This window comes from Massilia sp. CMS3.1, from assembly GCF_051262535.1.
In the GTDB taxonomy this organism is placed as follows: Bacteria; Pseudomonadota; Gammaproteobacteria; order Burkholderiales; family Burkholderiaceae_D; genus Telluria.
Window position 1 is genome coordinate 1 of record NZ_JBIMES010000009.1, and the last position, 12,953, is coordinate 12,953.

The window sequence follows — 12,953 nt, forward strand, 5'->3', positions numbered from 1 at the left end:
CTGGGTCGGTTGCGGTCATTCGCTGGCAGACTGCTACCGGCCAAAAGCGGACTAAGACAACGTCGAGTGGACAACTATCATGTGGTCAAGAACGTGACGTAGGAGAGAAGAGGTGAATCTGGAAGAAGCAGTAGCGAAAGTGCGCGAGGTGTCGGACGACATGTTATTGGTCGCCAAACCGCCACTCACATGGGGCAGTGAGGCAAAGTACATCGCACTTACGGATGACTTTTGCGTTCCTTCGCAGATCGCAAATGAGGGCTTCGAAGTAGTACTCGATCACGAAGACCTAATCACCCAATTAAGCTATTTGGCTGAGAAAAAGGTCAGCGGAAAAACAGCCGCTGAGTTCGTCGCCCATTACGCAGTTCATGATGACTGGCCGGCTTGGTTCCGCGATCTTAAAGAGGCTTAGCCGAGTCAGGGTCAATGGCTGCTTCGGGTCGATTGCGGACCTTCGCAGGCTCAGTCCAGGCACTAACATAGCCTCCTTGTTCGTAGACGGACTGATGCCATCGCCCGAGCACTACTTCCTGAAGACCTGCGGTCGCTTATAGCAGCTCATCTTCCGGCTCATTGCGATCGCCGAAAGGCGGACGCCCACGTATCGATGATCGCGCGGCCCTAGCCAACGCCCGCGTTCGACACGATGCTACAAGGCGTGGGCGATCCTTACCAAACAGATTCCGAGGGTCATTCTAGTATCACTATTGCCTGGATTCGGAGCCGCCGAAGTCGTCAGGTCTCTTCGGACCAAGAAGATTATTTGATTCCGGGAAATCTATCGAACCGCATATCGGGAGTTCACCCAATGTATGTGATCCGGGCCAGCAGTATTAAGCGTACTTGGCCGGTCGGCGCGAAGCAACAGTGAGTGATTCTGAAGAAGTACCGGGAACGGTCAAGCGGCTATGGACCGCCACCTGAAGCGCCGCTTCGGGCTGGTGCCGCTATTGGTCACATCAGGTGCGCTGCAACCGCCGCCTTTACTTGGCAGGCACCGTACTTGAAGGGCGCCAGTCGCGGCGGGAGGGCAAAGCTCAACCGCTAAAAATTATCCGCAATGACCTGACCGATTAGGGAGAATTCCCCACATTATTTGTCACTTCACGACACCTTGAACAGACTGAATTATGTCGGTCAACCGCAAATTATGTTTGTCAGCTAAGAACTAAGTTCGTCAAAGTTTGGCTGAATAAACGGCGTTAAACAGTTACATGATGTAGCAGCCCATGTGTGCCATGATTTGGCCACATGGGCTTTTTTTTAGTTTGCATGCTCTTTCTCGATCAATCGAAGTTTGGACAGGCGCCCATGGCCCGAGATTTCACACGCTTAATAGAACATCATGCTAAAGCACGTGAACATCTGGCTCAGCTTCAGAAGGTACAGTTTGTACCTAATTTTGGGAGCGAGTCCAGCGGCGTCATTCTTGCCCGAGTTTTTCAACGGAATAGGCCGGTTGCTGCCAATCTGCCGGTTGCACCGGGCAAGGTGGGACACGTCAATCCGCATTTAAGACTTTTGGCTACGCGCCAAGTTCTTTGGACCTGATCAAGACTTCCAGGTTCGGCACGACATTGGCGTCAAGGTGGTCCTGCATTCGCTGGCTCAAATATCGCTCGCTTGGAAGATCAATGCCCTCTTGACGCGCCTATTCCCGCAACACGCCCAGCAACACCATACTGACGTTTTGACCGTCATCCATGTACTGGAGCAGGAAAGCCTTTAGCCTTCCCCGTCCCTCATCGGAATGTAGGTCAAAACCGCCGGGGACGTCGTTTAGCCGATGCGCGATGACGTTGCGACATTGGAGGAAGCGATCCAACTGGTCGTCGAAGGTGGGATGGAGATCCGCCGCTGCCGCAGCGCCTTGAGCAGTTGCCCCAAAGTGGCTTTCGAATGCAGCACAAGCAGGGCCTGAAGCTGTTCCACAGTCTGCAGTGGCTTGCCGTGCAACGGGAACGTCAGGCACGTGCTCATCAGGCGCTCCACACCCTGTCCCGCGATTACTGCAACGCCCAATGTCTTCAGCACATCGTCCTGTACCGGCTTGTAGCCTGATCGCGCTTCGTCTTTCATGATCTCCCCTCATCCAGAGAACCGCACCCGAATGGCTGCGTCGCAGCTTAGTTTAGCTAGAGCGCCTGCACATGGCTGGTCAGCATCCGTCTTAGGGCGCAGCTATGCCGGCCCGACTCAATCACCGGTGATCAAGGTACAAAGGCTGGTAGTGCGTCGATACAGCCAAAGCGTATGCGAATGGATGACAGAAGGCGGCCACGTAGTGTCAATAGCTAGGCAGCTACAGGTCAGACTGCCTCACGAATCTCTGATTCGTGTTTTGAAAAGACACTGACACAGGCACCAGCCGTCACGATTATCCATTCGCGTTGCTTCTGGGTATAGCCGAGGCGCTTGTCTTCTTCCTACGCCCAGCCACTATCCAACACCTCAAAAACGGGATAACCGGAAGGATAGTCATCGAGCTGACCAGTAAGGGACGCTGATCCGTTTACCAAGCAAATGCGTAGCAAAGTCGATCTCTTCCATATCGCGCTCCGGGAGAGTCGCTTGTTCAAAGAAGATTTCGTCGAACCCGAAAATTCCCTGCGAACCCGCTTTCCCGCTGAAGACAATGTCAAGGTTTATTCGTGGAATCAGTTGCGAATGACGTCTCCCGCTAGCCCAAGCACGTATCTATGTTAGCATTCGGCCGTAAAAATCAAACATGGTTCTACCATACATGTTGCCACCATGGCTGCAGGATATCGGCTGGTACGCGCCGAACGCTTGGACCATCGAGGCCTATCATAGTGTGCTCTGGCGCGGAGAAGACCTGATGGATCTGCTGCCGGAACTGGGCTGGCTACTGGACGTGGCCATCGTGGGTACGACGCTGGCCCTGCTGGTGTCCAGGTTAACGCTTCGGTCCTAGGGATATCCAACATGGCGACATCGACGATCGATAGCCGGGTCAGCAGTGCTACTACAGTGGTCGGGCTGGTGTTTGCGAGCCTGGTTATAGGCACTTGGCTGGCCGTCCATGTCGGCGCGATCTTCCTGGTCGACTGGGCGGCGACATGGCTTTGGCTCGCGGCACCTGTTGTCGTTGCCCTACAGTGCTGGCTGAGCGTTGGCCTGTTTATTGTCGCCCATGACACGATGCACGGCTCGCTGGCGCCGCAGCATCCGTGGCTGAACCGCGCCATCGGCTGCTTTTGCGTCTTCATCTATGCCGGCTTTTCATATAACAAGCTCTACGAAAACCATCACGCCCACCATCGTAATGCCGGCACGGCCGATGATCCCGATTTCGATATCGATCATTCCAGTAGCTTCTGGCCGTGGTACTTCAAATTCTTTCGCCACTACTTTGGCTGGCGTGAATTTGGGATGCTGACCGTCGCCGTGGTCATCTACTTGTTCATCCTGCGTGAGCGCTTCCCGACCATGTTAGTTTTCTGGGCTTTGCCCGCGCTGCTGTCATCTGTGCAGCTATTCTATTTCGGCACCTATCGTCCGCACCGCGTCGATGACATACCGTTCGACGATCGGCACTGCGCCCGCAGCAACGACCTTTCGCATTTCATATCCCTGCTGACCTGCTTTCATTTCGGCTACCATCATGAGCACCACGACGCGCCATGGGTGTCGTGGTGGAAACTGCCGGCGCACCGCCGGTCGACAATCAACCTGCAATATCCTAAGGTCGAGAATGAATAGCCTGTTGCATTACCTTATCCCCATGATGCTCGTGGTGGGGGCCGTAGCCTTCATGGAATGGTTTGCGGCCTGGTCGCACGAGCACATCATGCATGGCTGGGGCTGGGGCTGGCATAAGTCCCACCACGAACCGCATGACGCGGCGCTGGAGAAAAACGATCTCTATGCTGTTGTTTTCGCCGCGTTCTCCATTGCACTGTACTTCGGAGGAACTTGGTTGTGGCCTTTGTGGTGGATCGCCGTTGGCATAACGATCTACGGCGTGTTGTATTTTTTCATGCACGACGGTCTAGTGCATCAGCGTTGGCCGTTCAAGTATGTGCCGCGCAAAGGCTACCTCAAGCGCGTCTACCAGGCCCACCGATTGCATCACGCAGTAAAGGGCAGAGATGGCTGTGTGTCATTTGGATTCGTCTATGCCGAGCCTGCCGTCATGCTGCGCAAGAAGCTGCAGGACAACAGCCGGAGTTTTCCCACCAGCGCTGGAGAAGACCAGAACCAGTGCCCATCCGGGCACTGATCAAGGGCGCTGCCACAGGTCTTTGCGCGGTGTTTCACGCATGATGATGCGCGTTGCGGCCACGTCCTCCAAATCAACGCCGAGCAGAGCAAGCTTTTTGATCGTAGTGGTCGAGACGCGCTGGTCTCAGACTGCCGGACCACTTGCTCGGAGCTTGCTGCCAATAGCGCGGTAAATGCGCCGTTCCGTTGCTATCGCCCAGGCCGATCGCGTCGGCAGGGCCAACCACGCCGGGAATGTCGGCTCCTGGATGAGCGCCCGCCGACAATATAGAGATTGGAAATCTCCTGCCTGGCCTGCAGGGCGCGGCAGGCGTGCAGCAGCGGTTCCGGAGCGGGTTTCATCTGGCCCAGTGTGTCACCCGCCACCACGACGTCAAACCAGGGCGCCAGCGCGTGGATGTCCAGCAAGGCAGCGGTCGGCTCCTGAAACTTGTTGGTGACGCAGCCGAGCCAGTAGCCGGCTTGCTGCAAGGCTGCGAGACCCGCGCGCACGCCGATACACGTCGCCGTAGCGCCCGTTGGTGTCCCGGTAGTGGCGCTGGAACAGCGCCAGCGCCAGCACCTCGTCGATGCGGGTGGCGCTACTCGCGCGCAGCACGCGCCGGATCAGGGTCGGCACGCCATGGCCGATGAAGCCGCGCACGGCATTAAACGACAGGGAGGCGCGCCCAAGCCCAGCAACAGGCGCCTGACGGCTTCGAAAATGTCCGGCGCGCTGTCGACCCGCGATGGCGGCGCCGCAAGGCATCCGCAAGGGGCGGGTCGAACTGGCGATGGTCAGCACCGCCAACTATTTCGTGCCGATGCTGCTGGTGCTGTTTCGCAAATAATTCCCGGATATCGAGGTCAGCCTGCAAATTCACCATCGTGAAAGCATCATGGCTTTATTGATGCGCAATGAAGTCGACCTGGTGCTCATGGGACGTGCGCCGGAGACGATCGATTGCGTCGCCTACGCGTTCGCGACCAATCCGCTGGGCGTCATCTGCGCCCCAAGCCACCCCTTTTCGCGGCGCCGCAACGCCCCGCTGTCGATCCTGAACGACCAGGAATTCGTCGTGCGCGAGAACGGCTCGGGAACGCTACAGGCGATGGAGCGCCTGTTCGCGGAACAGGGTATTCACCCCCGGTGGTGATGGAAATGCCGAGCAACGAAACCATCAAGCAGGCGGCGATGGCGGGAATGGGGATGAGTTGTTTGTCGCTCAGGACCATTCGTCAGGAACTCGGTTCCGGACACCTCGCCCTGGTCGATATGGAAGGACTGCCGATCGTGCGCCACTGGCATATCACGCATCTGGCAGCCAAACGGCTGTCGCCGGCAGCGGGTGTTCTTAAAGACTTCATGATGACCGAGGCGGCATCCCTGATCAGGTCATGGGCTTGATGTGCCTGGCTGCGGGAGGTAAGGCGTCACATTGCGCAGCATGCGCTCGATGTAATCCTCCTTTCTCCTACCGGCATGTGGAAGGAGCGGCTTTTATGCCGTTGTCGCCAGCGGCATTCGTGTTGCCAATCGTTCCTGTCTTGGTAGCGCTGCGCTCGCTGCCAGTTCAGCGCGCGTCGGCGCCGCCCGGCTTGTCCGGGCTTTGTTCAGCCAGCGCGTCGACGCCCGTACCGGTCATGGACGCATCGACCGATTTGCCCTGATCGTCTTCATTGCCTGCGGCCGGGGTGCCAGGCTTGCCGCCCCCTGCTGCCGCACTTGTCTCGCGTGACACGTCCGTGCTGGCACTGCCGCGGCTGCTTTGCGGCGCGCCCGCCGGCCCGACATTGCTCTCCGGCGGCGCGCTGACGATGCCGCCCGCGCGTTCGCTATCCTTGCCTGGCGCGCCGGTGTAGTGGCCGGCGTCCCCCTGGCGCTGTCCGGTATCCGGATCGGCGGGATCGGACCTGCCCGACAGCGAATCCGGTCCGCGCGTTCCCGGGTTATGGGTGCCGTTGTTGTTGGCGCCGATATCGAATTGCTTGTTCCCAACCATGATTGACTCCCTGGCGTGATTGACCGTGGGTTCGATGGTAGTCGTTTATGGCGGCACACGAATAGGAGCGCGGGCTGAAAGTCTGTAGGCGCCTTCGCACGGCGTGTTCATGAAGCCTGGTTCATGCCGGCATGGCGGGTGGAAGTGGCGGGCCGACCAGCGCCATGGTGCAGGTAAGCGGATCGTCGTTGCTGACGAACAGGGCCGGCGCGTTGCTCGCCAGGGCTGCGTGGCGCGCCAGTGCGAGGGCGCACAGGAAGGGCACGGCGCCGCAGGTCCCGGTCGTGGCGCCCGCGCGCAAGACGTCCGTCGTGCCATCGAGCTGCGGCAGCGCCGAGGACGCCAGTCCCATCAGTTCCAGAGTGCGGCTGGCGCGGTGGTCGGTGTCGGCGGCCAGCGTGGCGACGTCCGCCAGCTGCCTGCCTGCCGCGTGGACGGCACGCTCCGCCAGGTCCACCAGGCGTTGTGGGTCAAGCCGTTTGGCGCTGTCGCCCGGGACTTCCCGCCGCGTTTCAGAGAGCGGGTACAGCTGGGCGAACACGGCGTCGGCGCTCTGGCGGGCGCTTTCCAGGCTGGTGAGCAGCACGCCGGCTGCGCCTTCGCCGGTAATACGGCCCCCGGCCCGCGCCGTCGTGCACAGCGAGTTGTTCCCTGCCCAGCGGTCGACTGTCTCCTGCTCGATATGCGAATCGCAGGCGACGAGCATGGTGGCGACGCGGCTATTCGGCACCTGGCTGTCGACAGCGCACTGGCCGAGGATGCCGGCAGGGGCGGCGTCGGGCGCGACGTCGATCCGGGTCAAATGGTCCACAGGCCAGCCGAATTGCCCCACCGTATGCTTGAACCAGAGTCCCGCCGCATGGCGCTGTTCGACTGTCCAGCTGGCCGGCAGGATCGTCATCAAGCGCAATGGCGGCGGCGCGTTTTGCGCCGGCATCCATTGCATGAGCGCCTCACCCGCCAGGTCGCGCACCACGGCGGTTCCGAGGGTCAATGCACGCCACTGCGCCTCGTCCAGGTGCAGCTCTGCCATGCCGCTCAAGATCAGCCATTCGGCGATCTCGTCCTTGACCGCGTCATCGACTGCGGCGTCGCTGCGCGCGCTCACGATGGGAAAACCGTCGTCGTCGACCAGTTCCGGATCGAGGTCAAGGCGCGCCTTGTTCCCTGCAATCGCCGCTGCCAGCTCTTCCGGGGAAGCGCCGTGCGGGGCGCGCAGGGCCGCCGCCAGGATCGCCAGAGGGAGCGCGGACGGTGCACTGGCCGGCGCCGGCTGCACAGCTGCGCCGGCGGCAGGGGCAGCGGCCTTGGGACGGACTATACCGGCGGCGAACAGGGCGCGTTTCAGCCAGCCGGGCAGTGGGCGTGACGGCGGGGCAGTGGTCGAGGGCATGGGCTTGTCAATTAAATGTTGTCGATCGTGGCCTGCTGGCTGGCGATCAGGGAGGCGCCGCAGGCGGTCTTGTCGCCGTGGCGGGCAGCGGGCTGGCCGTCGATGATCAAGGTCGCATCGCCGCTGACGATCGGGTTCGGTCCGTGTTTCGGGCAGACGGTCTTGTCGCCGATGCGCGCGATGGGAACGCCGCCGCTGTCGCTGTGGGGGGAGGCTTCGATGACCGAGCCGCCGTGGGAGGTTTTGTCGCCGAGTACGATTAATGGTCCGGACATGGAGGTCTCCAATCAGGTCAGTCCGGGTGCGCGGGGCTGTTGCCTGTGCTGTTGGTGGTGGTTGAATCCGCGTGGAGTCAGGACTCCACCCTACGGTCGATGACAGTGGTCAAGCCGTCACGGCCAGCAGCTCCAGTTTTAATTCTTTCATCCCGGCTGGTACATACAGCGAAATCGATTGCGCCTTGAGCATGCGCTCGTACATCTGCCCTTTTGATTCGAGCATGAAGTAGCAGGTGTCGGGCCGCACCGCCAGGGCGGCGGGCGGTTGCGGCGTGTATTGCAGGCGCACGCCCGGGAGCGCCGACAGGACGAATTTTTCGACGTCGTCCGGGGCCCCGACTTTGAAACGCAGGGGCACGACGTCGACCAGCTGCACGGCCGGGATGTCGGCCGAGACGGCAATATAAAAGATCGTCTTGTCGTCGATCTTGCCCGAGTCAATGGCGCCGATGTGGTACGACGGCCGCACCTCGCTCAGGGCGATCGCGAAATACTTCGATGAGATCACGGTGTCGAGCAATTCGCGGATGATCGTGTGCAGCTTGGTGAAACCTGGGCCCGGATCGCCGTGCTGGTAGGACGGCAAATCGGCCAGGGTCCAGCTTTTCGAAAAGGTCATCAAACCGCCTGCGACATCGAGCAATTGTTCGTACAGCCGCTCCGGATGCAGGCTCGGATGATGAAAATGGTGACTCAATGTGGCGTAGGCCGAACTGGCCGTATGCAACAGCCAGAACGAGGACATGTCGCCCGAGCGAAATTCGATCACGTTGCGGCTCGGCTCGCGGTGGTGGCCATACAGGGCGCTGACCTTGGCCTGCAGCGCGTCGAGCAGGCGCCGCAATTGCTGGAACAGCGGCGGCGCAGCGCCGATCGACAGGCTCGGCGGCACAAACGTCGGGTCGAGTTCGAAGCCGCCGACCGTCGCACGGCGCAGGCGCAGCAAGGGAAAGTGCACGTAGGCGTCGCGCGGATCGGTGTCGGAAACGAGGCGCACCGATTTTTTCAGGTAGGCCAGTTGCACCGGGGCCGCTTGCGTGTAGAGGTCGGCCGTCTCCTGGTTCACCTGGATGAAACGGGCGGTATTGGCGGCTTGCCCCTGGGTCGCAACATTGCCGCTGAATGGTTTCAAGCCCGGCAGCGCGGCGTAATACGTCACGCTTTGCTGGGATTGCTGCAGGGTGCTCAGGTCGACCGTGTCGGGCAGGCTATCCGTGTTCGGCGCGTCGACCAGTTCTCCGTCCTGGAAGCGCAATGCGAGGTCGAGGATGCGCAGCACATTGTTCGCCAGGGCTTCGCGGTCGACCTGCAGCCGTTCCACGCCCCAGGCATACGGATGCACCGCCTTGATGCCTTTTTGCAGGCAGTGCTCGTGGTACTGGTCCTGGCGCTGGAAATGCTGGGGGCGCAGCAATAAACCCTCTCCCCAGAGTACTTTGCTGGTCATGTCGGCTGTCATCCCTCGTATGTGATGTTCCGTTGCGCGCAACTTTTACCAACGGAAACAGTAGCACTGCCCTCCCCGGTCGGGATTTGCGATTCCTCAAACGTCTGGTTTGCACAACGCCACAACGGGCGATGGCGTTTCCTTATTTTTTTTCAACGTTTGGGGAGGCGTGCGCGGTAACACTACGGAGCTTGTCGGCCTTCAACAGGGGAATCGGATGAAAGGTTTTACGCCAGGCTTGTTCGACCGCCTGCTCGGGGTGCCGCTGCGCGTCGGCAGCGGCAACCTGTCGCGCCTGTCGATCGAGGACATGAAGGATGCCGTGGCACGCGACCTGGAAGCCTTGTTGAATACCCGCGCGGTGCTGCCCGAAGGTTTCTTGACAGCCTATCCCGAGTGCGCCAGCTCGATCGTCAGCTATGGCATGAAGGATTTCGCCGAGCTGTCCCTGTCGAGCCCGTCGGACCGTGCGTTTATTTGTGAATGCATCGAACAGGCCATTGCTTGCCATGAGCCGCGCCTGCGCAAGGTCAAGGCTTCACTGGAAATGCGCCATGGCGCCGTCAACCGGCTCGACTTTTCGATCACCGGGGTATTGGTGGCCAGCACCTCGCAGGAAGCCGTGAATTTCGATGCCGTGTTGCAGCCATCGACCCTGAGTTACAGCATCAGCAAGGCCGGGCGCGCCGCGCCGGCGGGAGCATAAAAAAATTGGAACAACTACTGCCGTATTACGAAAGCGAACTGGGCTACCTGCGCCGCAACCTGCGCGAATTCGCCGAACGCTATCCGAAAATCGCCGGCCGCCTCTTGATCAGCGGAGAGGTATGCGAAGACCCCCACACGCAGCGCATGATCGAGTCGTTCGCCTTGTTAAACGCGCGCATCGCCAAGCGGCTCGACGACGACTACCCGGAATTCACGGAAGCCTTGTTTGATGTGTTGTACCCGCATTACCTGCGGCCCTTTCCCTCGTGCTCGATCGCGCGCATGGATGTGACGGGCGCGTCCAAGCAGCAGAGCGCGGCCGCCACCATCCCGCGCGGCACCCAGCTCGCCACGCGCCCGGTGCGCGGCGCCGCCTGCATTTTTCGCACCGTCTATCCGGTGGCGATTGCCCCGCTGACGCTGACAGGCGCCCGTTTTTCCGACATCCTGCGTGCGCCCGACGCGCTGCGGCCTCCCGCCGGCGCCAGCGCCAGCATCAGTTTTACGCTGACCGGCAGCGTCGAGCAAATCGATTTTAACGGGCTCGACCTGCCCAGGCTGCGCTTCTTCCTCGATGGCGAACCGTCGTTTTGCGCCGCCCTGCGCGACGCCCTGTTCATGCGCACGGTGGCGGCGTATGCCGAAGCCGACGACAATGGGCGCTGGGTGGCGCTGCCGGCCATTCCGATCCAGCCCGCCGGGTTTGACGAAGACGAATCGCTGATCGATTTCCCGGCCCGCTCGCATGCCGCTTACCGTTTGCTGACCGAATATTTTTGCTTCCCCGAGAAATTCAATTTTTTCGACATCGACCTGGCCATGCTGGGCGCGCTTGTTCCCGGCGCGAAATCGGTCACGCTGCACCTGGCCTTATCCGGTATCCGCAGCGATTCGAACACGGCGCGCATGCTCGGTACCCTGTCGACGAACAACGTGCTGCTCGGCTGTACACCGGTCATCAACCTGTTCCGCCAGCGCGGCGAGCCGATCCGCCTGACGCATACCACCGCCAGCTATCCGGTGCTGGCCGATGCCCGGCGCGCCTTTGCCTTCGAGGTGCAATCGATCGATTCGGTGAACCTGGTGCGCCAGACGCCGCAAGGCGAAAGCGTGATCCAGTTTCGCCCCTTTTATTCGCTGCAGCATGCCCAGACCCCCGAGCAGAACGGCCATTACTGGGCGATGCGGCGCGACGAGACACTGGCCGAGCGCAGCCCCGGTTTCGAAACGCAAATTGCGATCGTCGACATCGATTTCGATCCCGCCGCGGTCGAGACCGATACCTTGAACCTGGAACTGACTTGCTCGAACCGGGACCTGCCTTCGCTGCTCAGTTATGGTCAGGAGGGGGGCGATTTGTTCCTCGAGGGCGGATCAAACGTGCGCACGATCAGTTTTTTGCGCAAACCGACGAGTTCCTGGCGTTTTCCCAGCGGGCGCAGCGCGCACTGGCGCCTGATTTCGCACCTGTCCCTGAACCACCTGTCGATCAGCGCGGGCGGCGTGGAGGCGTTTCGCGAGATGCTGGCGCTCTACGATTTGCCGCGCTCTCCCTCTTCGCAGCGCCAGATCGGCGGCATTACCGCCATCGAACAGAAAGCGACCAGCGCCTGGCTTTCCGGGAACCCTTTCAATTGCCTGGTGCGCGGGGTGCAGGTGCGCCTGTGCATCGATGAAGAAGCCTTTGTCGGCAGCGGTATCCACGCCTTTGCCCACATCGTCGAGCGTTTTCTGGCCCTGTACGTGCACGCCAACAGTTTTATCCAACTGGTGCTGGTCTCGGCGAAAACCGGAGAAGAGTTATTCACATGCCACCCCAAAAGCGGCGATTTGAGCCTGCTGTAATCGAGCGCCTGTTCCGGGAACCGTACCGCTTCGAGTACTTCCAGGCGGTGCGCATGCTCGAACTCTGGCTGCGCCGGCATGGCACGCCCCAGCACGGTGTCGTCGCGGCCTTCCTGCGCTTTCAGAATTCGACCTCGCTGCGCTTTCCGGCCAGCCAGTTGGAGGCGATTCAGGCCGAACCGCGCACGATCGAGCCGACCGCGGCGGCGCTCGGCGCGGCGCTGCGCGCGTCCACCTTGAAATGGATCCGCGTCACGCCGACCTTCATGGGTTTGCTCGGTAATCACGGCGTGCTGCCGGTGCATTACACCGAGCGCGTCGCCGAGCAGCAATTTGCCGACAAGGACGACGGCGCGCGCGCCTTCCTCGACACCTTTTCGAACCGCTCGCTGGCGCTGTTTTATGAAGCCTGGCGCAAGTACCGCTTGCACCTGAAGTATGAACTTGGGGGCAAGGACAGTTTCCTGCCGCTGCTATTGGGGCTTGCTGGACTGGGCAACCCCGCGTTGCGGCAGCGCCTGGGACGGCCCGAGCATGGCGCCGTACGCGACGAGTCGCTCGGCTATTTCGCGGCTTCACTGCGCCAGCGGCCCGTCTCGAGCGTGCAGATGGCGCGCGTGCTGTCCGAATATTTCGGGCAGCCGATCAAGGTCGAACAGTTCGTCGGCGCCTGGTACGCCGTCCCGCCCCTGCAGCAGAGCACCCTGGGCTGCGACAGCGCGACGCTCGGCACGTGCGCGATTGCCGGCGAGCGGGTCTGGCAGCGCGATCTGCGCCTGCGCCTGGTGGTCGGGCCGCTCGACGGCGCCGGGTTCGAGGCTTTTCTTCCGGGCGGGCTGGCCGCGCGTGCCCTGAAAAGTTTGACCACGATGTTCACCGGGCTCACCCTCGAATACGAGGTCGAACTGGTACTGCGCGCAGCCGACGTGCACGGCGCCACGTTGTCCGGAGAACGCCATGCCGGACGCCTCGGCTGGGGGACGTATCTGGTTGCCGGTCCGCAGAAGAAAGACCGCAACGACGTGCACTACAGCTTGCGCCTGGAATAGACG

Annotated in this window: 14 protein-coding genes and 1 pseudogene; 8 read left to right on the forward strand and 7 right to left on the reverse strand. The window is 61.0% G+C overall.

The features are described 5' to 3' along the window. The first annotated feature begins 112 nt into the window (after positions 1–112). A complete protein-coding gene (locus tag ACHAC9_RS15300; protein ID WP_435760903.1) occupies positions 113–415 on the forward strand; it encodes a hypothetical protein in 303 nt (100 codons plus the stop codon). Between the two features lie 1,367 nt (positions 416–1,782). On the opposite strand, the gene ACHAC9_RS15305 is transcribed toward ACHAC9_RS15300, so the two are convergent. Then, positions 1,783–2,082: a hypothetical protein gene (locus tag ACHAC9_RS15305; protein ID WP_435760905.1), complete on the reverse strand. Its 300-nt coding sequence runs from the start codon at positions 2,080–2,082 to the stop codon at positions 1,783–1,785. Between the two features lie 649 nt (positions 2,083–2,731). Here ACHAC9_RS15305 and ACHAC9_RS15310 point away from each other — a divergent pair. Genes ACHAC9_RS15310 through ACHAC9_RS15320 form a run of 3 tightly spaced genes read left to right on the forward strand, consistent with a single transcriptional unit; the run spans position 2,732 to position 4,246 of the window. Further along, a complete protein-coding gene (locus ACHAC9_RS15310; protein ID WP_435760906.1) occupies positions 2,732–2,938 on the forward strand; it encodes a hypothetical protein in 207 nt (68 codons plus the stop codon). An 11-nt stretch (positions 2,939–2,949) separates the two neighbouring features. Next, a complete protein-coding gene (locus tag ACHAC9_RS15315) occupies positions 2,950–3,726 on the forward strand; it encodes a fatty acid desaturase (RefSeq protein WP_435760907.1) in 777 nt (258 codons plus the stop codon). Then, on the forward strand, positions 3,719–4,246 hold the full coding sequence (locus ACHAC9_RS15320) for a sterol desaturase family protein (protein ID WP_435760909.1): 528 nt from the start codon (positions 3,719–3,721) through the stop codon (positions 4,244–4,246). Before ACHAC9_RS15315 ends, ACHAC9_RS15320 begins: the two co-directional genes overlap by 8 nt. A 191-nt stretch (positions 4,247–4,437) precedes the next feature. On the opposite strand, the gene ACHAC9_RS15325 is transcribed toward ACHAC9_RS15320, so the two are convergent. After that, a complete protein-coding gene (locus ACHAC9_RS15325) occupies positions 4,438–4,740 on the reverse strand; it encodes an HAD hydrolase-like protein (RefSeq protein WP_435760911.1) in 303 nt (100 codons plus the stop codon). After that, on the reverse strand, positions 4,622–4,891 hold the full coding sequence (locus ACHAC9_RS15330) for a hypothetical protein (RefSeq protein WP_435761298.1): 270 nt from the start codon (positions 4,889–4,891) through the stop codon (positions 4,622–4,624). Before ACHAC9_RS15330 ends, ACHAC9_RS15325 begins: the two co-directional genes overlap by 119 nt. A 247-nt stretch (positions 4,892–5,138) precedes the next feature. Here ACHAC9_RS15330 and ACHAC9_RS15335 point away from each other — a divergent pair. Beyond that, a pseudogene (locus ACHAC9_RS15335) lies at positions 5,139–5,635 on the forward strand (LysR substrate-binding domain-containing protein). Positions 5,636–5,801: 166 nt separating this feature from the next. On the opposite strand, the gene ACHAC9_RS15340 reads toward ACHAC9_RS15335, so the two are convergent. From ACHAC9_RS15340 to tssK, 4 genes are all read right to left on the reverse strand, one after another. Then, the gene (locus ACHAC9_RS15340) at positions 5,802–6,230 is read right to left on the reverse strand and encodes a hypothetical protein (protein ID WP_435760913.1); all 429 of its coding nucleotides are present in this window, start codon (positions 6,228–6,230) and stop codon (positions 5,802–5,804) included. Positions 6,231–6,351: 121 nt separating this feature from the next. Beyond that, the gene (locus ACHAC9_RS15345) at positions 6,352–7,623 is read right to left on the reverse strand and encodes a hypothetical protein (RefSeq protein ID WP_435760914.1); all 1,272 of its coding nucleotides are present in this window, start codon (positions 7,621–7,623) and stop codon (positions 6,352–6,354) included. Between the two features lie 11 nt (positions 7,624–7,634). Continuing rightward, positions 7,635–7,898 carry a PAAR domain-containing protein gene (locus tag ACHAC9_RS15350; protein ID WP_435760915.1) on the reverse strand — a complete coding sequence of 88 codons (264 nt, stop codon included), beginning with the start codon at positions 7,896–7,898 and terminating at the stop codon, positions 7,635–7,637. A gap of 109 nt (positions 7,899–8,007) precedes the next feature. After that, on the reverse strand, positions 8,008–9,348 hold the full coding sequence (gene tssK, locus ACHAC9_RS15355; RefSeq protein WP_435760917.1) for a type VI secretion system baseplate subunit TssK: 1,341 nt from the start codon (positions 9,346–9,348) through the stop codon (positions 8,008–8,010). A gap of 217 nt (positions 9,349–9,565) precedes the next feature. Here tssK and tssE point away from each other — a divergent pair, with 217 nt between their 5' ends. The 3 genes from tssE to tssG are packed head-to-tail and all read left to right on the forward strand — an operon-like array spanning position 9,566 to position 12,950. Next, positions 9,566–10,054 carry a type VI secretion system baseplate subunit TssE gene (gene tssE / locus ACHAC9_RS15360; RefSeq protein WP_435760919.1) on the forward strand — a complete coding sequence of 163 codons (489 nt, stop codon included), beginning with the start codon at positions 9,566–9,568 and terminating at the stop codon, positions 10,052–10,054. A gap of 5 nt (positions 10,055–10,059) precedes the next feature. Then, complete coding sequence (gene tssF, locus ACHAC9_RS15365; protein WP_435760921.1) at positions 10,060–11,901, forward strand: type VI secretion system baseplate subunit TssF; 1,842 nt, start codon at positions 10,060–10,062, stop codon at positions 11,899–11,901. After that, on the forward strand, positions 11,865–12,950 hold the full coding sequence (tssG, locus tag ACHAC9_RS15370) for a type VI secretion system baseplate subunit TssG (protein WP_435760923.1): 1,086 nt from the start codon (positions 11,865–11,867) through the stop codon (positions 12,948–12,950). The genes tssF and tssG overlap by 37 nt, the downstream gene beginning before the upstream one ends. The last annotated feature ends 3 nt before the right edge of the window (positions 12,951–12,953 follow it).

Excerpts from the sequence above, each read along its gene's own strand:
- ACHAC9_RS15305 (WP_435760905.1), bottom strand. The coding sequence starts at position 2,082 with ATGAAAGACGAAGCGCGATCAGGCTACAAGCCGGTACAGGACGATGTG.
- ACHAC9_RS15310 (WP_435760906.1), top strand. The coding sequence starts at position 2,732 with ATGGTTCTACCATACATGTTGCCACCATGGCTGCAGGATATCGGCTGG.
- ACHAC9_RS15315 (WP_435760907.1), top strand. The coding sequence starts at position 2,950 with ATGGCGACATCGACGATCGATAGCCGGGTCAGCAGTGCTACTACAGTG.
- ACHAC9_RS15320 (WP_435760909.1), top strand. The coding sequence starts at position 3,719 with ATGAATAGCCTGTTGCATTACCTTATCCCCATGATGCTCGTGGTGGGG.
- ACHAC9_RS15340 (WP_435760913.1), bottom strand. The coding sequence starts at position 6,230 with ATGGTTGGGAACAAGCAATTCGATATCGGCGCCAACAACAACGGCACC.
- ACHAC9_RS15345 (WP_435760914.1), bottom strand. The coding sequence starts at position 7,623 with ATGCCCTCGACCACTGCCCCGCCGTCACGCCCACTGCCCGGCTGGCTG.
- ACHAC9_RS15350 (WP_435760915.1), bottom strand. The coding sequence starts at position 7,898 with ATGTCCGGACCATTAATCGTACTCGGCGACAAAACCTCCCACGGCGGC.
- tssK (WP_435760917.1), bottom strand. The coding sequence starts at position 9,348 with ATGACCAGCAAAGTACTCTGGGGAGAGGGTTTATTGCTGCGCCCCCAG.
- tssE (WP_435760919.1), top strand. The coding sequence starts at position 9,566 with ATGAAAGGTTTTACGCCAGGCTTGTTCGACCGCCTGCTCGGGGTGCCG.
- tssG (WP_435760923.1), top strand. The coding sequence starts at position 11,865 with ATGCCACCCCAAAAGCGGCGATTTGAGCCTGCTGTAATCGAGCGCCTG.